We start from the raw sequence: 23,826 nt of genomic DNA, 5'->3' as shown, positions 1-23,826 counted from the left end.
TTATCTGTTGTGCTTTAAATATCATGCCAGTATAGCGTTTTGCACATGTGAAGCGATTGCTGTTTGCACTTCTAATTACTGTTCATTAAAAGCTGCTACATACGAGAGGTAAGCTAAAACGCTTTTTTCTATTTTTTCAGGTTGTACATTGTACTCAAAGCCATAATAAGCAAACAAAGGTTGGTAGTTGGCCTTTACATATGCAAACGTAATTTCAAAAGGAGCGGTGAGCTCTTTAAGTGTGTACTTATACTTTCCTGCTGTGGTATATTCTTCTTCATCGATACCGGCTGTTATGGCCAGGCCTATTTTTTTATTCTGTACTTTATACCCGCTTTTGCTACCGTATGCCCAGCCATATGTTAACACCTCATCGAGCCATTGTTTAAAAAGGGGCGGACAATTAAACCAGTAAAAAGGAAATTGAAAGATAATTTTGTCGAACGATTCAATAAGTTGCTGTTCCCTTGCAATATCAATTATACCATTAGGATAGGTGCTATACAAATTGTGCACTACATATTTATCAGGGTGCTTTTGTAATTCCTGTACCCATCGTTTATTGATAACCGAACTGCTTAAATTAGGATGAATGACAACTATTAATGTCTTCATAGTGTTTACATTTGTAAGCGAAATTAGCAGGAAGGTCAATTGCCTGTAACGCCGCCGCCCATTGTATGGTACTATAACTTTTGTAAGTATGACCCGGATAAAAGAATCATCTACACAGAACGAGAATAAGAATTTACTGGCAGCAGCATGTATGGAAGTATATGCCGCCAATATAGTTGGCGGGCAATGGACCCTTGCCATATGTTGCCATTTGCTAAATGGCAAGTTGCGTTTTGGCGAGTTAAGAAAGCGGCTGCCCTCTATTACCGAACGGATGTTAGCGCTGCAGTTAAAGAAAATGGAGAAGAACAAGTTGATACAACGAACTGTATTTGCTGAAGTGCCATTAAGGGTAGAATATGAGCTTACAGAAAGTGGTAAAGGGTTAGGCCCCATCTTAAAGCAACTGGAAAAATGGGGTATGGCGCATATGAAAATGCTAAATGAGGTTATTAGTGAAGAATAAAACAGGGTTGCGCACATAAAATTATACCTGTTTTATGCGCTGGAGATAATAGGTATGCAGGCTGAAAGTATTGCTGGGTAAGGGTTTTAGAATTTAGCAAGGGTTTTGGCATCATAAAAAAGCTTAAAACATGGTTAGGATAGCGGATTGTGCTGATGTACTTTTACATCATCAACAACGGTAGCACGGTAAGAAGAGAAAGAAAAGAGAATAAAGCTACCAGAAGCAAACGCTTCACACAAAAGAGATTTTACCTTTTTTTCATATGGCAAGCAATCGTTAGAGGTCGGCTGTTTCTACAGAGGACCTTTTTTCTTTTTATGCCATTCATTAACTATCCTGCACTGTCCTGCAATAGTTATACTGCAAGCAATTCTTTTTCGATGCGTTTCCTTATTACTTCGAATTCTTTTTCAGTATACCACCTGTTTTTTTGAGCGAGTAACATATTCACCCGGGCGCCTTGTTGTATGGTAATGTTGAGTAGCTTTTCCTGCAGTTCCCATTTAAGATCTTTGGGCTGTTCGTCGTTGGCGAGAATAAGGATATCCCAGTCGGTTTGGGCGTTATAAGCGCCTTTGGCGCGGTTGCCAAACAGCATTATCTCGGCATCGGGGATTTCGGCAGTGATAATTGATTTTAGAGTAGCTAATGTCTTTTTATCCAGCGTCTCCTGTTCAGTTTCCCGAAATATAGGATGTTTTCCATCAGTAAGCAGCCACTGTTTTACAATTGCCCGAAATACCTTATTAGGTTCAACCTTTAGCATTTCGCAGGTGCGTTGTTTGAATTGAGGATTTTCGGTAAGCGATTTGGCCGCAACTATGGCCATATGCATTTGTTCGTTGGCGTCTTTTTGCTTTTGGGTAAGCTTTCTGCGGCTCATGTCGGGAACGGCTGTTATAACCGTTTGATCACCATATTGCTTCACAACTATATTTCCCACTTTACCGCGGGCGCCTGTTAATAAGGGATTTCCTTTTGAGATCATGGTTTAAGCGTTTTCTTTGAAGATACTGAAAATATATTGCATAATCATTATACGTTCATTCTTTCTTCATTCATCCTCCATTAGGTAATGGAAGATGAATGGAGGATGAATGGTAAATAGATGGAAAACCAATGGTTTAAAAGACTTTCCATATAAAAGAGAAAGGCAATGCAAAGGCCGTTTCCGCCAAATAATTAGGGTAAACACTTAGTGACCCATAATAATCCCAAAATTCACGGACCGGCTTTAGTCAAAACCTACACTTTAGTTGTTTTAATAGTACACTAATTAGTACTTTAACTGAAGCCCCGATGTGTCTACACCGGGGCTTTCTTTTTGATCTCACCTGAGTTGAGCCTTCATAATCAATATATTGTGGATTAATTAATACAGGCAATTTGCCCGCTTGCTGTACTTTTGCGCTGCTTAAAAGGCAAAACTTATGGAATTTATAAAGACCTATACCGCTAAAGACGAACACATAGATTTTCAAAACATTATGGATGGCCTGTATTATCCTTTCTACATGGAATGGTGCCGCCACGATTATATTAAAGAAGTGTTGGGTTTCAATTTTGAAGAAGAGGCCAGAAATGGCGTGAACATGGTGCTTTCGAAATATACCCTGCAATTTGTGCGCTCATTAAAAAAGGGCGATGAGTTTCAGGTTACCTGCCAGCTGCTGCTTGATAAAAGCAATAAAACGGTACTTCATTTTAAGCAAACCATTATGCTTAATAACAAAGTAGTTACCAAAGCAGTTTTCTCGGGTACCTGTGTAAAGGCTGGTGGCGGCAGACCTTTTCTGCCCGAAAACTTATTACAAAAACTTACCGGTGCACCCGAGTGGGATGGCGAGCTGTAACTAACCGCCTGTTGCCTTCACCCACCAAATGGTATTGCTGGCATCATCGGTAACCAGCATATAGTTTTTTGTAAAGAACACACCCACTGGCCGGCCATATACTTCGCCGTTATCTTTATTGGCTATAAAACCCGATAAAAATGGTTGGGCATCACCTGTAGGTTTACCATTTTGAAATGGAATAAACACAACCTGGTAACCGCTGATCACTGCGCGGTTCCAGGAACCGTGTTGTGCTATAAATGCACCACCCGCATACGCGGCCGGAAAGATACGGTTCTCATCAAACGCCAATCCCAATGAAGCGGTATGAGGGCCTAATGAAAAGTCGGGCACAAGAGATTTCTTAACCAGCTCGGGATCTTGTTTGTCTTTCATGCGCGGGTCTTCGTGCTGGCCCCAGTAAGCAAAAGGCCAGCCATAAAAGCCGCCTTCTTTAACCGAGGTCATATAATCGGGCACCAGGTCATCGCCCAGCTCATCGCGTTCATTAACGGCTGTCCATAACGTTTGGGTGCCGGGCGCCCAGCCCATACCTACGGGGTTTCTTAAACCAGCTGCATATACGCGTTCACCAGAGCCATCGGGGTTTACTTCCAGAATGTTGGCACGGCGTATTTCATTATCAAGACCATGCTCGGCCACGTTACTGCCCGAACCTACACTGATGTATATCTTTGAACTGTCTTTATTGGTGATGAGGTTGCGTGTCCAGTGGTTATTGTAACCACCTGCGGGTAATGCCACTATCTTTTTACCTGCGGCCGTTATTTTCGTTTGGCCGTATTCGTAGGGGTAGGCTACAAGGCCATCGGTATTGCCCACATAAAAGGTTTTACCAATGATGAGCATGCCAAATGGTTGGTTCAGGCCGGTTAAGAACACGCTGCGATAATCGGGGGTGCCATCGCCGTTGGTATCGCGGAATAACGTTATACGATTGGCAGAGTTGCCCAGGTTCTGCGATTTTGATTTACCGCTCAATACTCCGGCTACTTTTTTAACGGCGCTTACTGAAGTAGATGCTTCTGATACAAAAATATCGCCATTGGCGGCCACATAGATCCAGCGGGGATTGTTCAGGCTGTCTGCAAATTTCCCCACCTGAAAACCGGCCGGGGCCGTTGGTGTTTTGCCGGCAGGCCAGCCGATGACCTTACTGTATTTTTGGGCCGATTTAGTGGCAAAAGGCGCAGGCAACTGTACATGCTGCTGATATGCAGTGGCCACCGTATCGGGACGTTGTACGTTCTCATTTGTTTTTTCATTGGGATTGTTACCGCAGCTGTGGAATGCAGCGGTTAGGATTATGAGATATAATTGCTTGTTCATAAGTATCTATTGTTTCTGCATTGCTGCAAATTGTGTACCTGCTGCGGGTCTTGGTACACACTTACACTTAGGTTCGGGCGACATCGATGATCTGCAGGCCTTCTGCTTATACTTTGCACTTGCGGTTTTTTGCGGCTGTTTTTTTGTTAAAGATCATTATATCTTCTTACACACTTATTGGCCGATACTGCACATCTATTGCTTAAATAACACAGTTGTCCATAAGTGACTAAAGATTGTTTTTTTGTTATAACGGTTACTTTACATTTGATATAACATTAACCTAACTAATAACTATATATGAACCTATTCCTTTTTCAGAAACTTCACTTGTTGTTCTTCCTTTTTATGCTTCAGGCCTCTCGAAGAAGCTACACCTGATTTATTACTCCTTCAATTTTGCTGCATTGTGTTTCACTTTTAACACAATACATAATTTATTGACATAATGTGATTAAAAAAACATTTGACTTTATGCGTTTGAAAGGGCTATCGATTTTTAGCGTATTTATTTTTTTATTCTGTGAAATAAGTTATGGCCAGATAAATGCTCCTCAGGTTCTTCCGCCATCACCCAAAAGCCAGGAGTATGTGAAGTATCTTAATTATGACGTCTCTATGTATAACGGGATTCCTTCCATTTCAATTCCGCTATACACAATTAAAATGGACGGTCTCGATGTACCTATTAGTTTATCCTACCATGCCAGCGGAATTAAGTATCACCAGGAGAATGGTGAAGTGGGAGTGGGTTGGACATTAAGCACCGGTTACAGGGTGTCGAGAACAGTGTATGGTTTTCCCGATGAAAAAAAGCCAATGCCGTCGCAGTATTTTATTGATCCGGCATATTATGGCGGTTATAATTTAGCAAGGGATAAATATCTTTCAAAATTTATTTCAAATGGCATTAACAACAGGCCGACGTCATTCAATGACGATTTGCTTGATGGGGAGTATGATCATTTCAATTTTAATTTGCCGACAGCAGGCGGTACTTTTATTATTACAGATAGAGTAAATAAAACCACTGCCACTTTTGAAAGGTCGAACCTTAATATTAATTACAGTACAGGCTTCAACGAAGCAGCTGGTGTTTATGGCATTACCGGTTTTAGTTTAACAGATGAAACAGGTGTTAAATATTATGCCGGTGAAGAAATGTCGAAGACCAATACCAATGTTTTTGAAACAAATAGCGCTGGTACCTTTACTGCTTCTGCCTGGGCGATAACAGATATTGTAACGCCGGTGGGTGACAAACTGCATTTCAAATATAAACGGGGGACTGCAGGCGGATGGAAACCTTATTTAAGAGACTTCACAATAAGTGAGGCTTTTGCCTGCGGGGCTAATGATGAATCATCTGTTTATTCCAGTTTTAATACTTCCGAAGGTACCAATACAGAATACCAAACCTTTTATGTAGGTGAAATTAACTCAGATAACGAGTTGATCAGATTTACAAGGAATGCGGATAATAACATGGTGACGAAAATAGAGGTGTTTTCGGTAGCCGGACAATTACTTAAAATAATTAATTTCTCATACAATATAAGCGGCCCGCAAACGCTGCTGAATTCCATTACCATTACCGGCCAAAATGGCGCTACGCCTGAGGTATATAATTTAGAATATTATATGCCCTTTATTTCCGTCGATGCAGCTGTTCCGGATGAATGGGGATATTATACACAGGGAAATCGATATAATGCTTACTTCCATGATGAATTCGGTAACGATGAGATACAGTATGCATTAAGCGGACCTGTGCCATCGGGTAAAACAAAAGTTGGGTATTTCCTCACTGAACGCAGCATAAGAACTTATCAGAACGATAATTTTCCCACCTCGTATTCTTTAAAGCGAATTGTATATCCAACAGGAGGAAGTACTGAATATGAATATGAGTCCAACAGATTTCAAATCGTATCCGGCACAAAAATAGGCGGTGGTCTTCGGATCAAACGAATAAAAAGCAATGATCTTGTTAAAGATGAAACGCTGATAAGGGATTATGTTTACGGCGCAAATGAGAACGGATACGGTATTTTTAATAACCTTGGTGAATTTAATTACAAATCATTTATAGATGAATCTATCAGGATAGCAACGAAAGATGTTGGCAGAAAAGTGATTGCGCAAAGAGTTTTGAATTATTCTACCAACGTACAGGGAGATATTGATCCGGGTGGTGTTCTTTCCAGTTATGTTGTATACCCGGAGGTAACGGAATATTATAATTCTTCAAATTCATCAATTAAGAAAGGCAAAGTAACATATAAATATGATGCGGGTTTACAGTACTCTGCACAGGCCTATTATGTATATGTAGGAGGAAACCCATGTGCAACGGGAAATATGCAATACCATACTGGTTATCCGCAATATGTTAGCCGTTACCGTTTTTGGGATAAGCCGTTGCTGCGGGAAAAAAAAGTGTATTCTTTTGAGAATGCACAATACAAATTGGTGCAGCAGGAAATGCTCGATTATGCTGGGAGCTTTGTTGGATACCAGGGGCTAAAAGTTAAAGGGTTTGCTGTAGCTGAACCTTATTCGGAATTAGACAGCCGTTATTATGCGAGCATTAATTCTTTTTTCAGAGCAGGTAACTATGATATTGAGTGCGGTAAGAACCGGTTGACAAAGAAAAGTACAACATTATTTACATCAACCGACCCCATTACTATCCAAACATTTTATGAGTATAACGATAAAGATCAGGTTACTGCTGAGCGAACGCTGAATAGCAAAGGAGAAGAATTGATAACTTCTTACCGTTACCCAAATGAAGTGGTAACAGGTTCGCCGGCTACGCCTGCCGCCCAAACTCACCCGGTGAGTTTTTTACAGCAAAATAATATGATCTCAAGCCCGTTGGAAATTATAAAATCAATAAAGACAGGCGGTGTTGAAAAACTGTTGTCCGCTGAGATAAAAACGTTCAAAGGTGTCTCTATTAACAGGGCTGGGAATGCGTTTTATACCAGCCTGCCCGATAAAGCGTTTAAACTGGAGTCACGTTTACCGGTTCTTAAAACTGATTATACTGGTTTTAGTATAGCAGCCGGACAGGGAAGCGAAGTAAATTCCCTGGATGCGAAAATGAAGGCGAAGCTATCTTATGATAAATATGATAATAAAGGGAATCTGATACAATTTACCTATAACAATAATGCAGCAGTTAGCTATAAGCTGGGATATAATGATCAATACGCCGTGGCAGAGTGTAAGAATGCAACAAATACCGAGTTTTACGCCGAGAATTTTGAGGATGATCCTGTTGCAATACAGGGAGCTGCACACACTGGTCTGAAGTTTATAAGCGGAGCCTATACGGTATTCTTTAGCCGGCCAAATGACCGGCCGTTTGTTATTGAGTATTGGTACAGGACAAACGGTGAATGGAAGTTGCAAAGAGCCGATTACACAGGTAATTCTTTCGCTTTGTCTGGTGGTGATGCTTACGACGATATCAGAGTTTACCCGCGTGATGCACAAATAACTTCCTATACTTACGATCCACTTATTGGAATGACAAGTGCGATCAGCGAAAATGGCATCACAACTTATTATGAGTATGATGCAAATGGAAGATTGAACCTCGTAAGGGACCAGAATAGAAACATTTTAAAAAAGATCTGCTATAACTATGCAGGGCAAATCGAAGATTGTATAGGAAATTCAGAGCCTGTATGGCAGGCTACAACGGAAACCAGGTGCAAGCCTTGTGCTTTTAATGAATTATATGTGGCAGGTGGCGAACAGCGTAAGGAAATAGATGTTAACACAAGTAGTTCCAGCTATGGAAAAACACGCTGGGTGGATATGCCAAACGGAAATTGTCCCGTGTATCCTGATTGGCAAAATCAGGCAGAAACCCGGTGCCGCAAAAACAATGGGTTAAACACCGGTGAGCAGGAGGTAAGACAGGTTGACTTTAATCCATGCAGCAGTACTTATAATACAGAACGTTGGTTTTTGGTTGGTACCAATGTGGGCGCCTGCCCATTACCTGCAGGGAACGAAACAAAGTTGCAAACCTTTATCCGTTCCAACTGCGGTCCCAACGCTACTGGCGGGCCATACACGTATGTAGTTGAAGCGAATAAATATATTGCTGCAACGCTTGCTGAGGCAAACGCCATGGCGCAGGCAGATATAGATGCCAATGGGCAGAATGAGGCTAACAAATACGGACCATGTAACTCTTTCTACTTTAATGACGACAAAAGCGGTTATTATTCGAAAAGTAACTGCGATCAGTATAAACAGCCTGTTCCATTATATGTTCCTGTTCCGGAGAATACGATTAGTTCTACCATATCGAAGGATGATGCAAATAATAAAGCAGTGCAATATGCACAGAATATCGCAAACACTCAGGGACAATGTACGCCTATACCGGTAAGCTATGGGTATCAGAATACCACCTGGTCGAGTTATTTCAGGATAGAGTTCGAGAATCAAACAACAGGTCAGTATTTCTCATTTGATTTTGGTCCCGGATTCGGCACCATGGATATAACGGCAGGAAAGTATATAGTTACTGTTTACGAAGTATACGGTGATAGTGATTATTATTTTAACCTCGATTGCACTTATGAAGGTTATGGAAAATCAATGATCCTGTCGGATGTTGAAATAGATACAAGCTGCTCCCATATTATAATTAATCAACTCTGATTTTATGAAAAGGAATATATATGCAACAATAATATTTATTCTGGCATCTGTTATGGGACAGGCTCAGGATCTTGCTCCGGTTAAACCGAAAGGATATAATCTTTCAACTAAATTTTCTTACATAAGAACCTGGGATGCAAAAGCGCCCGTACGTGATGCCGGTGAAATAATGAACAAAGGTGTTAAGGAGGTAAAGCAAACTACTGAGTATTTCGATGGGCTTGGAAGGCCCTTGCAAACAGTAATTAAGCAGGGATCATTGATTACCGATGGCCAGCCGGTTGATTTAGTAAACGCTTTTGAATATGATGAATTCGGCCGGGAGGTAAGAAAATATCTTCCTTATGCCTCAGGGCAAAACAATGGGACGCTAAAGTTAGATCCATTCGATGAGCAGGTATATTTTTATATGAATCCCAATGGCGTCTTAAAAGGGCAGGGAGAAATGTTCTTCTATAATAAAACTGATTATGAGGCTTCTTCTCTTGATCGGGTAACCAAAAGCTATTCACCAGGTAATAGCTGGGTTCGTGATGGTAGAGCGGTTGGGCTAAAATACTGGAGCAATACAGCCAATGATGATGTTAAAGTTTGGAAGGTAGATGAAAGTGCTGACGGTGGATTGGGAAGTTATCAGGTGGTTGGTCTTTACCCGAATGGGGAATTGTATAAAAATGTGACAGTTGATGAAGAAGGTAAACAGGTAATTGAATTTAAAGATAAAGACGGTGATTTGATTTTGAGGAAAGTTCAATCAGGTGGGAATGCTGACAATGGTGATGGCGTCGGATATCCCGGATGGTTATGTACTTACTATATCTATGATGATTTCAAGCATGTAAGGGCTATAATTCAGCCTGCCGGCGTTGACCTGTTAGGCCAAAACGGCTGGAATGTTACATCAGCTATTTTACAAGAACAGTGTTTCCGGTATGAATATGACCATCGCAACCGGATGATCATGAAAAAAGTACCGGGTTCAGGTGTGATGCAAATGGTATATGATGCCCGCGACCGGCTGGTAATGACCCAGGATGCGATTATGGCACTGCCAACCAAACAACAATGGCTGGTAACCCAATACGATAACCATGACCGGCCGGTAGCAACTTATAAAATAACCGATCCTGCAAAATATAACGATGCGTCTTATCACCGTGAGGAAGCGAAGGTTCGTGTGGCTTATCCTGATGTTACCGCTTACATCCATGAACTGCTAACAGAAACACACTATGATAATTATGATGGCATTCCAACAGGATTGACCGCAGCACTAAACAACAGCGGCTATTCAAATTATCTGAATGCAAGTGCAGGTGAATATCCTGATCCAATAGTGACTGGCGGGCCGGTGACGGGGCTGGTTACCTGGACAAGAGTTAAAGTATTGGAAGAAAGCACATACATAACCAGCTGCAATATTTATGATGAAAAGAAACGGGTGATACAGGTGCAAACGATAAATTATACCGGAGCCGCGGACATCATTACCAATCAGTATAGTTTTTCGGGCCAGTTATTGAGAAGTCATATAAAACATCAGAAGGGCGGTGCTAAATCCGGAAGTTATGAGGTCGCAACAAAGAATAACTACGACGATCTGGGCAGGCTCATATCAGTGGAAAAGAACCTGAATAATAGCGGCTGGAAGCTAATATCGCAAATGACCTATGATGCATTGGGGCAATTAAAAAACAAAACACTTGCGCCCGGTTATAATAATACACCCGGTCTGGAATCTCTGACTTATGACTATAATATTCGCGGCTGGGTTTTAGGTGTTAACCGGGAGTATGCAAAAAGCCCATCGGGTACCGAGCACTTTTTTGGTTTTGATCTTGGTTTCGATAAAAAAACATTAGGTACACTGGGTAGCTATCATGATGCCCGGTACAATGGAAACATTTCGGGAACCGTTTGGAAAAGCAAGGGGGATGGACAAATAAGAAAATATGATTTTACGTATGATCCGGTAAACCGTATTACGGGTGCTGATTTTAATCAATATAACTCCGGTTTCAATAAAACAGCAGGCATAGACTTTTCTGCATCTAATATTTCTTATGATGCAAATGGGAATCTCCTGACCATGGATCAGACAGGTTTTAAAACAACAGGCAGTTCGTCTATTGACCGTCTTCGTTATAAATACGAGAGTTCTTCCAACAAATTGAAGAATGTTATTGATTTGGATAATGTTCCGGAATCAAAACTCGGTGACTTTAATACCTCAGGCAGCCATCCGCAAAAAGCTGTAAAAGATGCATATGTTGCAACGCCGTCATCAGTTGATCCTTATACGATATTGGATTATATGTATGACCTGAATGGAAACATGGTCCTTGATCACAACAAGGGCATATCTTCCATCACCTACAACCATCTTAATTTGCCGCAATCTATTACTGTGCAAAACAAAGGAAGTATAGATTATGTATATAGCGCATCAGGAGATAAGTTAAAGAAAGTGATACATGAAACGGGCAAACCAGATAAAACCACATTGTATCTGTTCGGAACCTATGAGGATGACGTGCTGCAATTTATGCCAATGGAGGAAGGCCGGATACGGCCTGTAAGGGATGGAAGCGGAGCACTTACTTCCTTTACATATGATTATCTCCTGAAAGATCAACTGGGAAATGTGCGCATGGTGCTTACCGAAGAGCAAAAGACAAACGTTTACCATGCCAGCATAGAGGATGCTGCACGTAATTTTGAAGTGTCGCTATTTGGTGAAAAAGTGAATACTTGCGCTTTTGATAAACCTAGGATGCCAGAGCCTGGTTTTGATGCAGATGGTTCCAATAAAAAAGTGATCAGATTGAGCGGTTCTACTGCCGACGCAAGGGTAGGACCCGGTGTTATCCTGAAAGTAATGGCGGGTGATAGAATTAAGGCGTCTGCTTATAGTTGGTACAAAACAGAGGGTATGGACCATACTACTGATCCCGGATTGATCTCAATCTTAACCAACCTGCTGGGACAGTTGAGCCCTGGTATATCAGGAATGGCACATGGAACAATGACCGGACAGGTTACAGATGGCGTATTACAGCCCGGGATGGAAAGTTTTTTGGGAACCCAGGCCCCCGTACCTAATGCTCCTAAAGCCTATTTAAATTGGGTATTACTTGATGAAGAGCAGTTTAAAAAAGTAGATGGAAGTTGCGGGATAGTGCCGGTACCCCAAATCAGTCCTGGGCAGGGGAAGCAACTATTGCAGGCAAACAATGGAAGTGAGATTGAAATGATAAAGAATGGATATCTTTATGTGTACGTAAGCAATGAGAGCAAGGGTGATGTGTATTTTGATGACTTCCATGTAGAACACATAAGAGGCTCTTTGATAGAAGAAACACACTATTATCCATTCGGATTGACGATGGCCGGGATAAGCAGTAAGGCCTTTACGGCCGGATATCCTGAGAATAAGAAAAAGTATAATGGAATTGAAAAGGAAGATGGTTTAGGCATTGAGATTTATGATGCGCAGTTAAGAGAGCTGGACCCTCAAATTGGTAGATGGTGGCAGATTGATCCGGTGACTGATGGTTATGAAAACATGTCGCCATATGCGTCGATGTACGATAACCCTATTAAGATTAGTGACCCCTTGGGTAATGAAGGAGACGAGTGTTGTTGGGGTCAAATAAAAGCTGTCGGGCATTTTGTCGGCGGAGCCGTAGTAGGTGCTGTGGTTGGAACGGTAGATAACGTGACCGGTACCAATTTTAGAGGTAAAATGAGCAGTGCATTTGAGGGTACTGGCGCCGCAGCTCATGGTTGGAATTTCGGACTTGGTGCATCAGATGCTGCCGGTGTAGTTATCGGCGCAATTGAAACGGCAGCAGGTGGAGCGGGAATGCTTGGCGGTACGCTGGCTACCGCTGGTACCGGAGGCGCAGGTGCCCCAGTTACTGTGCCGGTTACTCTGGCAAGTGCAGCTGTTGCTGCTCATGGTGTCTTAACCATGACTAATAGTGCTAACAACCTGATAAATCAAAATGGAAGGGTTAATGCAGGTGAGACAACTTATCAAACCTATACGAAGCCTTCAAAAGATGGTGGTAATCCATATTCGGGCCGAACAAGCGGAAAAGGTACCCCTGAACAAAATATCCGTAAAAGGGATGCTAACCATCATATGAATGAAACTCATGGCCCTGCTGTATTGGACAAATCTTCAAAGAATAAAGATGCTATAAGAGGCCGTGAGCATAAGTTAATAAAAGCTAACGGTGGCGCTAAAAGATCGGGTGGCAATTCTGGAAATGAAATAAATGGGATAAGCGATAAAAATAAAAACAAGAAAAAATATTTGGATGCCGCTGATAAAGAAGGCTTCTAAACTTAAGAAATAGCAATGAAGAAACAAAGAAGAATACCGGGTTCTATACTTGAAATCCAATTGGAAGATCAATCTTTAGCCTATGCACAAGTACTAAAAATGGGTGTGGCATTTTTTGACTTGAAGGCCAAAGATCCTTTAAGTGATTTGAACGTTTTATTGGAAAAACCTGTTTTATTTATCATAGAGGTATATGATCAAATTATTACAAAAGGGCGATGGAAAATAGTCGGAAATCTGCCAATAAGACCCGACTTAATTAATCCGCCCCTAAAATTTATTCAAGACCAATTGGATCCTGATAAGTTTGAACTATATGATCCAATTACCGGAGGTAGTTATCCTGCAACAAGAGATGAGTGTATTGGTTTGGAAAGAGCTGCGGTATGGGAAGCAGAGCATGTTGAAGGAAGACTTCTCGATCATTATAACAATAGAGAAAATAAATGGGTTAAAATGCTATCGATGAAATGATCTTTTTATCCAATAATGTCAGTTGTTGAAGGTCTGTCAAAATCAATAGGCTGTCTCCTGTGTTTGCAAAAACATGGAGACGGCCTTTCCAGTGCCAACTGGTGTATGTTTGTATGGGGTAATGCAATCAAACACAACAGAGAAAAATAAAAGAGCAATATTGAAAATAGTTGCTGCTTGTCTTTCCCTTCAATCAAAAACATACGCAGGTTTTCAAGCAAAGCATCCGATGTGCTGGAATTAGTGAACATCACATAACCCATTTTCAGGTCTTTATACACTTCAAACTTGCTTTTGAAATCACCATTATTGCCGCCGTGGCCAAATAATTTGCCAAACGGCGTTTCCCTTATTTCGAGGCTCATACCCATATAAGTTGGGATGGTTGGTTTGGGGTGATCGTTATCCCACGGATAGTCGAAATGTTTTGAAAGTACGGTGTTGTAAGATTCTGGCTTTAGTCCTTTTTGTTCTAACAAGTATAGCATAAACTGCGTGAAGACCTTTGCTTCGGTATGCATTGACCAGGCCATACCGGGCTATCGCGCATATCGGCCTCCGTAGGTAAGTTATCAACAGGCCCATTTGATTTTACCGGTGACAAAGAGTCGTTTTTTGAAAAGAAGGTATGGTATAAACCTATGGGTTCAATCACTTCTTTCTGTAATGCCTGCTCTATCTTTTTTGCCGTTTATCTTTTCTACTACCAGTTTTATATATTCGAAACATTCACCTGAGTAACCGAAGCTTGTGCCGGGCTTGAATTTAATGTTAAGTTTATTATCGGGGTTCATCCAGCACCAGTTAGGAAAACCGGTGCGATGCGTTAATACATGCCGCTCGGTAATGAGCTTGTACCGTTCATCCTGTTCTATATCTTTATACGGCAAGTATTCGTACAGCGGTTTGTCGAGGTCAATAACACCACGATCGGCAAGACGCTCAACGGCAAATGCATATACCGGTTTGGTTATAGATGCGGCTGCAAATAACGTTTGATCTTCTACCTTTTCGCTCGTTATGCGGTTGCGAACACCATATGTTTTATGATACACCAGCTTCCCCTCTTTTATAAGGGCGAATGAAACTCCGGGAATATGATAATAACGTTGGTAGGTTTCAATAAACTGGTGCCGATTTTTAACTACCTTGCTACAAACTACACACATGAGAAAAATGTTACTGCTGATAACAGTTTTTATTTTTAAAGTATGCATCGCCCAGGACGAGGGCTATAAAACACCGCCCGCAGCCATAACCGAACTGCTGCTGGCCAAACCTACACCTGCCGTAAGCTTTAATGAAAAAGGCACCTGGATGCTACAGATGGAACGCAATAGTTATCCATCGGTAGAAGAACTGGCCCAACCCGAACTAAAGATTGCGGGACAACGCATCAACCCCAATAACTTTGCGCCCAGCCGGCAGAACTTCATCAACAATTTCATCTTAAAAGATCTTAAGGCCGGAAAGGAATACCCGGTGGCCGGTTTGCCCGCCAACATGCTGGCCGGTAGTGTGCGCTGGAGCCCCGACGAGAAAAAGATCGCTTTTATTAACACCACCAATAAAAGCGTTGACCTGTATGTTATTGACCTTGCCACCCGCAAGGCAACAAAGGTGAATAAACAATCGCTGAACCTTATACTGGCCGACGATTACGTATGGATGGATGACAACACGCTGTTGTATAAAAGTATTTTACTACCCGCTTCGGCCGCGCCGGTTAAATCGCTTATGCCTGCGGGCCCCGCCATTCAGGAAAACCTGGGTAAAGTAGCGCCCAGCCGTACTTACCAGGATCTGATAAGATCGCCTTATGATGAAAAGCTGTTCGAGTTCTACACAACCACACAGCTTGTAAAAAATATAAATGGGGTAGAAACAAAAATTGGTAAACCGGCTATTTATGCCAGTTATATGCTTTCACCCGATAAAAAGTATTTGCTCACCCGCACCATACATAAACCGTTTAGTTACCTGGTGCCTGCTTATGGGTTCAATGCAACAGTAAGTGTAACCGATTTAACAGGCAAAGTAATAAAGGTGATAGCTGAATTGCCGTCGTCGGAATTGTCGCCTTCGGGTTACGATAATGTGCTGAATGCACCGCGTGCTTTTGAATGGCGCGATGATGTGGCTGCTACTGTGGTATGGTGTGCCCCGCTTGATAGCGGTATTTACAAAAGCAAGACCGATTTTCATGATGTGGTATATGCTTTGAACGCTCCATTTACCGGAGAGCCTTCCACGCTTTTTAAAACAAGCTGGCGGTATGCCGGCATTAGCTGGGGCAACGATAAATTTGCATTGGTAAGAGAACGTTTGCAAAGCAAACAAAATACCCGCCTTAGCCGGTATAACCCGGCAACCGGCCAGTTGGAAACACTGCTTGAGCGGAATGCTACAGATGCCTATAACGATCCCGGTAATCCTGTAACTGTAAAAAATAGTTACGGCCGTAGCGTAATAAAGCTCATTGATAACGATACCAAATTGTTGATGAATAACCAGGTTGGTAGTTCACCAAAAGGTGATCTGCCGTTTATTGCCAGGTTCAATTTGGCCACAAAGAAGAATGAGATCATTTGGCGTTGCCAGGAAGGTTGGTTTGAAATGGTGACCGATGTGTTGGATGTAGATAAACTGGTGCTTATCACCCGCCGCGAGTCGCAAAAAGAAATGCCTAACTATTACTTACGCAACCTGGTGTTACGTATAGCCGACCGGCCACTTACCACATTTGCCAATCCATATCCCTCATTGGACGGAATTACCAGGCAAAAGTTATTATATAAAAGAGCCGATGGTATTGACCTTACCGGCGATCTGTATTTGCCAAAGAATTATGATGCTAAAAAAGATGGTCCATTACCTGTATTGATGTGGGCTTATCCGCGCGAATTCAATTCTGCAGCTGATGCAGCACAGATCCGGGGTTCAAAGGAAAAGTTCACCATGGTAAGTTATGGCGGTCCGGTTTTTTGGGTAACACAGGGTTATGCAGTGCTCGATAATACAGAAATGCCTGTTGTGGCTACCAGTGAAGATAAAAAGCCCAACGATAATTTTATTGATCAGTTAAGAATGAATGCCGAAGCCGCCATTAATAAGCTGGCCGAAATGGGTGTAGGGGATAAGGATCGGGTGGCTATTGGCGGTCATAGCTATGGCGCTTTTATGACTGCCAACCTGCTGGCGCATACGAACCTGTTTAAAGCAGGCATTGCCCGCAGCGGTGCCTATAACAGAAGCTTAACGCCTTTTGGTTTTCAGAATGAAGAACGTACTTACTGGCAGGCGCCTGAATTATATGCTGCTATGAGTCCCTTCAGTTATGCCGATAAAATAAAAACGCCTTTGCTGCTGATACATGGTGAAATGGATGATAACCCCGGTACATTTCCTATTCAAAGCGAGCGTTTATTCAATGCTGTAAAAGGGCATGGCGGAACCGTACGGTTTGTGAGTTTACCTTACGAAGCCCATGGTTATCGTGGTAAGGAAAATTTATTACATATGTTGTATGAGCAGAACGCCTGGCTTGAAAAATATGTGAAGAACGCTGATAAGAAGTCGTTTTAATGGCGAATTATTGGTTACGGTAAAGTCGAATTAACCGGGCATAGGTTGAAATAATGCATTTATTTATGTATTTTTCTATTGTATGAAGAAAATATTAATTGCGTTTGCACTAACCTTTTCTTTTCTGTTTAAATCATTCGCCTGTTTAAATGGCGCAACGTACGGGTTAAAAGACGGTACCCTGCTTTATGTAGACGAAAGGGACAAGGTACCGCATGGTCATAAGTTTAGGGATACCGCGCAATATAACGGCATCATTAAAAAGCTCGATAAACTGTATAAAACAACAAAAGACCTTGACTATCTTTCTGATAAAGGCTTATTGCTGGTGCTGCTTAAGAAATATGATGAGGCCATCGATCTTTATCTTGATATAGAAAAGAGGGAACCAAACAGGTATTCAACCGCTTCTAATATTGGTACTGCATATGAACTTGCCGGACAAAATGAGAAAGCCCTGCATTGGATAAAGCGGGCGGTTGAAATAGAACCCAATTCGCATTATAGTTCTGAATGGATACATGTAAAAATACTGGAAGCCAAAATAAAAGGCGAACAGTTTTATACTACCGATTTCTTACTGAACACAAATTTTGGCAATGATAGCAAGCCAAAATCCGGATTATCAACTGAAAGGTTGACGGATTTGTATAATCAATTATCTTACCAGTTGAACGAACGGATGAGTTTTGTAAAACCCAAAGATAAACTGGTGGCGCAGTTGCTTTTTGATCTTGGCAATGCAGCCTATGAATTGGGTTGGTACAATTATGCTCAGCGTGAGTATGAGCTGGCGCAGAAATATGGGTTTGAAGGCGATTTGATAAATGTACGGATTGCTGAAAGCATATGGCGTGAAGAAAACAAACAACTGCAACAGAAAGAAGTTCCCAATGAAACAATAGTAAAAAATGATAATAAGGCCGGCAAAAAGGCCAGCCTTATTATTACAGGTTTTTTTATTTTGATGACAGCGGTCCTTTTTATCTATAAAAAACGGACTTATCGATACAAAAGGTAATGTTCATTAGGGCTTGTCTTTTCCCTCAATCAAAAACTTGCGTAAGTTTTCAAGCAGCGCGTCCGATGTGCTGGAATTAGTGAACATCACATAACCCATTTTAAGGTCTTTATACACTTCAAACTTGCATTTAAAATCGCCATTGTTACCGCCATGGCCAAATGATTTACCAAAGGGTGTTTCGCGTATTTCAAGGCTCATACCCATATAAGTAGGGATTGTTGGTTGGGGATGATCTTTATCCCAGGGATAGTCGGAATGTTTTGACAATACGGTGTTGTAAGTTTCGGGCTTTAGTCCTTTTTGTTCTAACAGGTATAGCATAAACTGCGTAAAGATCTTTGCTTCTGTATGCATCGACCAGGCCATGCCGGGGCTATCGGGCATATCGGCTTCCGTTGGTAAATTGTCAACATGCCCATTTGATTTCACACGTCCAAGTGAATCGTTTTTTGAAAAGAAGGTATGGTATAGCCCCATTGGTTCAATCACTTCTTCCTGTAATACCTGTTCTACTTTTTTGCCGGTGATCTTTTCTACTACCAGTTTCAGGTATTCGAAACCTTCGCCTGAGTAACCAAAGCTTGTTCCGGGTGTAAACTTGATGTTTAGTTTATTGTCGGGGTTCATCCAACGCCAGTTAGGAAAGCCGGTACGGTGCGTTAGTACATGCCGTGCGGTGATGAGTTTATACCGGTCGTCGTATTCTATGTCTTTATAGGGCAGGTATTCATACAACGGTTTGTCAAGGTCAATAATGCCCCGGTCGGCCAGGCGCTCAACGGCAAAGGCAAATACGGGTTTGGTTATTGATGCGGCTTCAAACAACGTTTGATCTTCTACTTTGTCGCCCGTTATGCGGTTTCGAACACCATATGTTTTATGATACACCAGCTTCCCCTCTTTTATAAGGGCAAATGAAACTCCGGGAATATGATAGTATCGTTGGTAGGTTTCAATAAACTGGTCAATTTGTGTTGTGTTTGATGGGTTAAAGTCAAACAGTACGCCTTTCTCGGGTATAAGATCGGGCGCGGGGGTAGCAGGGATTATTATTTCAGGAGCAACAATTTTACCGCCGGGTTTCGCTGTTACTGTAACCGGCTTTTTTTGTATGGTAAGGTAAACCTTTTCATCTCTTTTATAGTAATCATCGGGTAGGGCGATGGTGTATTTACCGGCGGGGATGGTGATTGAATAGTTACCCAGGCTGTCGAGCCCGGCATCAACCCAAAGCCTTGAGTCCGATACCGCATTCAAACGTACCTGTTCGGGCAGTTTTATTTTGGAGGCTTTATCCCAGCTGAGTTTGCCCATTACGGTACCCAGCTTAGCAGCGGCGGGCATAATGATAATATCGCCCAGGCTATTGGGGTTCATATACTTACTGTCGCCTTTACCCCACGATGACCAGGAAAAGCTGCCATCGGCATCTTTATCAAATACATTAAAATCGAGCCCTATTGTTTTGCCTGCCTGTAGTTCATTGTCTAACTGTATACGCCATTCGTAATAACGCGTAGTGCCGCGTTGCACCATGGCCACTTCCATTATATTCCAGTTGGCGGCTTTGGCAAAAGGATCATAAAATGCCTTATTGATATTACGCAGTTTTTTGCTGTATATAAACGATGCTACTCCTGAACCGGTTAACAGGTGGCGGGCATCGATGCTTACCTCAATCCCGTCCTGTGTATTCCATCGAACGTTTGCAGTGGTGTCTTCCAGAAAATCATCGTCGGTAATAGTAAATGCAATATATAATGAGTGGTTGTCGGTACGGTAACCCAACTGAAAAAAGCCCGAGAAATCGGCGTCATTCTTTGGTTTGGTTTCTGATGCACACTGCGCAATGATATATTTTGTGGCATCGGCCGGCCAGTCGGTAAAGTTACCGTCGACCGTTATTTTACCGGTAAACGGATAGGCGAGGGCCACACTTCCGTTATGAGCAAATAGTTGTATGCATAATATGCAGCAAATTACCAGCATACAGCTGGTTTTGATCAATGGTTTTAATTTCATATTACCGCGGTTTGAAATGTGATTGATGAACTTGCCCTGATGATAAGCATACGACGACCGGGCGGTTGAACAGGTTACAGATAAAAGTAACTTTAATTAACAAATTGTTGCATGGCAGCTAACGGTATAGTATTGTAATTTAAGTGGTTGTTTTGTATTATGTGGGCTGTTAACCACCTGCTTATGAACTATCCCGAATTAAAGGACAGAATTCAGTCAACGTTTATCGACTTTATACTGTGTTTGATATTACTGTTTATCGCTGCTTCTATTATTGATAAGTATGAGTATGTGCCCGACTGGGTGCGTATTGCCATTTTTGTTGGGCTGTTTGTTATATATGAACCTGTGCTTATTGCATTGGGTTGTACACCGGGCAATTATTTTAAGGGAATAAGAGTGAGAAGAGCTTCCAATACATCTAAGAAGATCAATATACTGCAAGCTTTGATCAGGTACCCCATTAAGTTTTTTTTAGGCTGGGTTTCGTTTCTCACCATTTCGTCGAACCCACAACGCAGAGCAATACATGATCTGGCAGCAGGGAGTGTAATGATAAAATTGGAAACTAATAATTAAGCTCCTTAAATACTTTTGTTATTTATGCGATACTTATTACTGTTAATTGGTACTTCTTTTTTATTTACCGGTTGTTTTTTAACTATTACCACCCTCGATAGAGCTAAGGAGGATAGAATGCCCGAGCGGTTAAAAGAAGTACTTACTTCTTATAAAGATAGCAGTGGCAATGCCGTTATTGTTTATAAAAAGCGTTACAGGCGATCTGTATATAAAACGGTGGTTCCACTCGATACCATCTTAAGCAAATACAGTGCAAGCGGTGCTGAGGATTTTCATAGCGAAGATTCAACATGTGAGAACCTCGACGGTGTATATACTGTAAAGGATGCAAAAAATAGAAAGGCTACCCAACGCATCGTTTTATTGAAGAAGGAAACCCGCATGACCGATACCTCAGGTTTATATAAGGAAATGGCAAGGAACGAATATCTGGTTGAAAAGCATAAGGGTAAAACTTCCATTCCAACACAGGGGTTCTGTATGATAACGGAGGAGATCAAAAGAAAAGCGGTAAGCTTTACTATTAGAGATAAGAACAATAAAAAATATCTTATAACTTTTCAACCCCAGCGGCGCATGCCGGCAAGGTATCTGCTGGTGCCTTTCACTGTTGGGCTCGATGTGGTTACCTTTCCCGTACAAGTAGTGTTAGTATTTGTGCTTCTGCCAAAAACTCCGATTTCGTAGATGTAAAACGTTTAGGTGCAAATGTTCCCCCACTAAAGTTTGCCCGCCAGCAATTGGGCTGGTATATTTATTGAGGTCATACAATAAATTGATATTGTATGAAGCAGGATAGAGAAAAACCATCAAAAGCAAGAGTTGATAAAGGCAAGCCATCGGGCGCTAATAAAAGTGAACCTGAATTACCATCAGATCTGCCGGTACGACACCCTAACCGCAATACCAGCAAAGGGGAGGACTTTTCAAAAGCAGCATCAACGGAAAGTAAAAGCAGAAACGCTACCTATACTGAAGAATTTACAAAAACAGCAAGGGAAGAATTAAGTGGCAATTTAACAAAGCAGTTATTTATTGAACTGGCTGGTTACAATGAGGCCCCTTGTGTAAGCATCTTACTGCCTACCCATAAAGCCGGTGTGGAAGTAAATGAACAGGTTGATATGACGGCCTTCAAGAGCGCTTTGCAACAGGCAGAAAAGCTTTTGAAAGAAAAGGGTACCGATCAGATAGTGATTAAAAAGATGCTTACTCCCGGGTATGATCTTTTACGTGAAGAAAAATTCTGGTACCAACAAAGTGATGGCCTCGCAGTATATGTTGCAGATGGATATTTTAAATATTTGAAACTGCGCGCACCATTGATACAGCATGTTGAAGTGAACAGCTCTTTTTATGTTAGTCCGCTGGTGCCGTTCATGGTTCGCCCCGAATATTTTTATATACTCGATATTGCCAAGAAGTTCCCGAGGTTTTATCGTGCCGATGCATTAGGTATTGAATATTTACAAGTGCCCGGTTTACCAACCGGTGTAGATGATGTGGTGCATTTTGAAGAAAAAGGCGGCAATGGATTATTCAGGACCGGCGGAAAAGGCGGCACCGGTAGCGCAAACTTTCATGGTATTGGCGCCGGACGGCCCGATGAGAAAGAAAATATACAGGCTTACCTCGATGAAGTTGATGAAACCATTTGGCAAAGTCATTTGAATAAAGAAAATGTGCCATTGTTATTGGCCGGACAGGATTTTCTGATCCCGATCTACAGATCGGTTTCTGACTATAAACACATTTGGCCCGAAGCATTGACCGGCAACCATCATCAGCAAAATGATAGTGAATTGTACAATGAAGCCATGGTTACAATGAAGCCCTACTTTGAACAACCTTTAAAACGTGCGTTAGAAGATTATGGAAATAAGTCGGCTACCGAACTCACCTCAGTGAATGTAAGTAAGATCATTCCAGCCACCTATTATTCAAAAGTGTCGCATTTATTTGTGAAAAAGGGTAGCAGAATATGGGGCACGTTCAATGAACAGGAGAATAAGTTAGATATTTTGGACAGAGAATCAGATACCATGGAAGATCTTATTGATAAAGCAGTACTAAAAACAATACAAAACGGAGGGGAGGTGTATTTTATGGAGGCGAATGAAATGCCAGAGGCTGGAGAACTGGCAGCTATATTTAGATATTGAGGTAGAAGGTAAGAAGTAAGAAGTAAGAAGTAAGAGGTATGACATTAGCGAGCGTCATACTTCTTACTTCTTATTTCTTACATCGTGTACTTAATATAAAAAACTTGCCTTTAATAAATAGGTGCTTTACATAGAAAGTTTTCCTTCTATAGAATCATCCATTGTTTTACCGGTAGCCGCGCCCACCATCATTTTCAGGAAAGCAATGGCTTTGCCATGTTTGGTGTCCCAGTAATAACCTTCTTCAGGAACAAATTTTATAACCGTGATGCGGGGATCATCTTTTCCTTCAGTGAACCAGGTTTTCATAATAGGTTCCCACAACTCTTCAATTTTATTTTTATCGCGAATGATCTCTGCTTTACCTGTGAGGTACATGAAATCGGCATGGGCCGAACCCTGAAAGAACAGTTTTACTGAACGGTCCATGGCTATCTCTTTATTTTTATGGCTGTCGTTGGCGCTTAAGAACCAAAGGTTACCCTGATCATCAATTTGCTGCACACTCATTGGTCGAACGCCGTTTGAGTCTGAAGTAGGGTGGCCGGTATCAAAAAAGCAGGTCTTTGTATGGTCAATCAGTTCACGCAACTTTTTAATGGCAGCTTCTTTGCTCAGGTTCTCCCGGTTTGTTTCCCTTTGTTGTTTATTTATGCTATCCATAACAT

The 23,826-nt window shown here is 41.7% G+C and carries 17 protein-coding genes; 10 read left to right on the top strand and 7 right to left on the bottom strand.

Annotated features, from left to right (window positions below; all coding sequences use genetic code 11):
* Positions 1-75: 75 nt before the first annotated feature.
* Positions 76-615: an NAD(P)H-dependent oxidoreductase gene (locus tag GGD38_RS20445; RefSeq protein ID WP_375302255.1), complete on the bottom strand. Its 540-nt coding sequence runs from the start codon at positions 613-615 to the stop codon at positions 76-78.
* Positions 616-703: 88 nt separating this feature from the next.
* Here GGD38_RS20445 and GGD38_RS20440 point away from each other — a divergent pair, with 88 nt between their 5' ends.
* Positions 704-1,081, top strand: a complete 378-nt coding sequence (locus GGD38_RS20440) for a winged helix-turn-helix transcriptional regulator (protein ID WP_375302254.1) — start codon at positions 704-706, stop codon at positions 1,079-1,081.
* Between the two features lie 358 nt (positions 1,082-1,439).
* Here the strand turns inward: GGD38_RS20440 and GGD38_RS20435 are convergent, their stop codons facing one another.
* Positions 1,440-2,072, bottom strand: a complete 633-nt coding sequence (locus GGD38_RS20435) for a nucleotidyltransferase domain-containing protein (RefSeq protein ID WP_375302253.1) — start codon at positions 2,070-2,072, stop codon at positions 1,440-1,442.
* A gap of 442 nt (positions 2,073-2,514) precedes the next feature.
* On the opposite strand from GGD38_RS20435, the gene GGD38_RS20430 reads away from it, so the two are divergent.
* Positions 2,515-2,937 carry an acyl-CoA thioesterase gene (locus GGD38_RS20430; RefSeq protein ID WP_375302252.1) on the top strand — a complete coding sequence of 141 codons (423 nt, stop codon included), beginning with the start codon at positions 2,515-2,517 and terminating at the stop codon, positions 2,935-2,937.
* Here GGD38_RS20430 and GGD38_RS20425 read toward each other — a convergent pair whose 3' ends face one another.
* Complete coding sequence (locus GGD38_RS20425; RefSeq protein WP_375302251.1) at positions 2,938-4,269, bottom strand: PQQ-dependent sugar dehydrogenase; 1,332 nt, start codon at positions 4,267-4,269, stop codon at positions 2,938-2,940.
* Between the two features lie 474 nt (positions 4,270-4,743).
* Here GGD38_RS20425 and GGD38_RS20420 point away from each other — a divergent pair, with 474 nt between their 5' ends.
* From GGD38_RS20420 to GGD38_RS20410, 3 genes are read left to right on the top strand one after another with little or no spacing between them, the layout of a single operon-like run.
* Positions 4,744-8,958, top strand: coding sequence for a DUF5977 domain-containing protein (locus GGD38_RS20420; RefSeq protein WP_375302250.1), 4,215 nt, complete (start codon positions 4,744-4,746; stop codon positions 8,956-8,958).
* 4 nt (positions 8,959-8,962) lie between these two features.
* Entirely contained in the window at positions 8,963-13,309 is a 4,347-nt protein-coding gene (locus GGD38_RS20415) for a DUF6443 domain-containing protein (RefSeq protein ID WP_375302249.1), read from the top strand.
* Between the two features lie 15 nt (positions 13,310-13,324).
* Positions 13,325-13,783, top strand: a complete 459-nt coding sequence (locus GGD38_RS20410; RefSeq protein ID WP_375302248.1) for an immunity 26/phosphotriesterase HocA family protein — start codon at positions 13,325-13,327, stop codon at positions 13,781-13,783.
* A 5-nt stretch (positions 13,784-13,788) separates the two neighbouring features.
* Here the strand turns inward: GGD38_RS20410 and GGD38_RS20405 are convergent, their stop codons facing one another.
* Positions 13,789-14,271, bottom strand: coding sequence for a hypothetical protein (locus tag GGD38_RS20405; RefSeq protein WP_375302247.1), 483 nt, complete (start codon positions 14,269-14,271; stop codon positions 13,789-13,791).
* Between the two features lie 159 nt (positions 14,272-14,430).
* Complete coding sequence (locus GGD38_RS20400; RefSeq protein WP_375302246.1) at positions 14,431-14,952, bottom strand: serine hydrolase domain-containing protein; 522 nt, start codon at positions 14,950-14,952, stop codon at positions 14,431-14,433.
* Here GGD38_RS20400 and GGD38_RS20395 point away from each other — a divergent pair.
* Both GGD38_RS20395 and GGD38_RS20390 read left to right on the top strand, forming a co-directional pair.
* A complete protein-coding gene (locus tag GGD38_RS20395) occupies positions 14,951-17,368 on the top strand; it encodes a prolyl oligopeptidase family serine peptidase (RefSeq protein ID WP_375302245.1) in 2,418 nt (805 codons plus the stop codon). The genes GGD38_RS20400 and GGD38_RS20395 overlap by 2 nt on opposite strands.
* Before the next feature lie 82 nt (positions 17,369-17,450).
* Positions 17,451-18,389: a tetratricopeptide repeat protein gene (locus tag GGD38_RS20390; RefSeq protein ID WP_375302244.1), complete on the top strand. Its 939-nt coding sequence runs from the start codon at positions 17,451-17,453 to the stop codon at positions 18,387-18,389.
* A 6-nt stretch (positions 18,390-18,395) separates the two neighbouring features.
* On the opposite strand, the gene GGD38_RS20385 is transcribed toward GGD38_RS20390, so the two are convergent.
* Entirely contained in the window at positions 18,396-20,414 is a 2,019-nt protein-coding gene (locus tag GGD38_RS20385; RefSeq protein WP_375302243.1) for a serine hydrolase, read from the bottom strand.
* A gap of 183 nt (positions 20,415-20,597) precedes the next feature.
* Between GGD38_RS20385 and GGD38_RS20380 the strand changes: the two genes are divergently transcribed.
* From GGD38_RS20380 to GGD38_RS20370, 3 genes are all read left to right on the top strand, one after another.
* Positions 20,598-20,993 (top strand): RDD family protein, encoded by a 396-nt coding sequence (locus tag GGD38_RS20380; RefSeq protein ID WP_375302242.1) that lies wholly within the window; start codon positions 20,598-20,600, stop codon positions 20,991-20,993.
* Between the two features lie 24 nt (positions 20,994-21,017).
* Positions 21,018-21,683: a hypothetical protein gene (locus GGD38_RS20375; protein WP_375302241.1), complete on the top strand. Its 666-nt coding sequence runs from the start codon at positions 21,018-21,020 to the stop codon at positions 21,681-21,683.
* Between the two features lie 98 nt (positions 21,684-21,781).
* The gene (locus tag GGD38_RS20370; protein ID WP_375303872.1) at positions 21,782-23,158 is read left to right on the top strand and encodes a hypothetical protein; all 1,377 of its coding nucleotides are present in this window, start codon (positions 21,782-21,784) and stop codon (positions 23,156-23,158) included.
* Between the two features lie 126 nt (positions 23,159-23,284).
* On the opposite strand, the gene GGD38_RS20365 is transcribed toward GGD38_RS20370, so the two are convergent.
* Entirely contained in the window at positions 23,285-23,821 is a 537-nt protein-coding gene (locus GGD38_RS20365; protein WP_375302238.1) for a pyridoxamine 5'-phosphate oxidase family protein, read from the bottom strand.
* Between the last annotated feature and the right edge of the window lie 5 nt (positions 23,822-23,826).

The organism is Niastella sp. OAS944 (genome assembly GCA_024809215.1).
GTDB lineage: Bacteria > Bacteroidota > Bacteroidia > Chitinophagales > Chitinophagaceae > Niastella.
Note: the sequence above shows the minus strand (reverse complement) of the source record. Positions and strands in the feature narration are given on the sequence as shown.